This is a genomic window from Hahella sp. CCB-MM4 (assembly GCF_002260525.1).
GTDB lineage: Bacteria > Pseudomonadota > Gammaproteobacteria > Pseudomonadales > Oleiphilaceae > Hahella.
The window spans coordinates 1-382 of the sequence record NZ_MRYI01000118.1; the positions used below are offsets into that span (position 1 = coordinate 1).

Annotated in this window: 1 protein-coding gene; it reads right to left on the minus strand. The window is 76.2% G+C overall.

The genetic code is table 11. The annotated features are described in order from the left end of the window. On the minus strand, positions 1-382 hold a 382-nt coding region (locus BTA51_RS29175; RefSeq protein WP_210404973.1), incomplete at both ends, for an NEW3 domain-containing protein.

Sequence of the window (382 nt, forward strand, 5' to 3'; positions counted from 1 at the left end):
CTGCTGACTCGTGCGGGTCTCACCGGCGGCCCGGTAGCGCGCCCGTGCGGTCAGCCGGGTCTCACGGACCTCGGCGTCCTTCGCCGGGGTGAGCTCCACCTCGACCCGGCGGGTGGTGCCCGCCGGGATGCGGCCCGGGACCTCGGCGGCGGCGGTCCCCCAGCCCTCGGGGACCTGGAGGGAGCCCGTGGTGTCGGTGAGAGCGGACCGGCCCGCGGTCACATCGACCAGGACCGTGCCGGGCGTGCCCGCTCCGGCCTCCTGTCCGGTGGGCCCGGTGAGGACGGCGGCGGCCGAGGCCTTCTTCCCGCCGACCGCGCTGGTGCCCAGCAGCTTCACGGTGAACTTCTCCGCGGTGCTCAGGGGCGCGGTCTTCACGTGC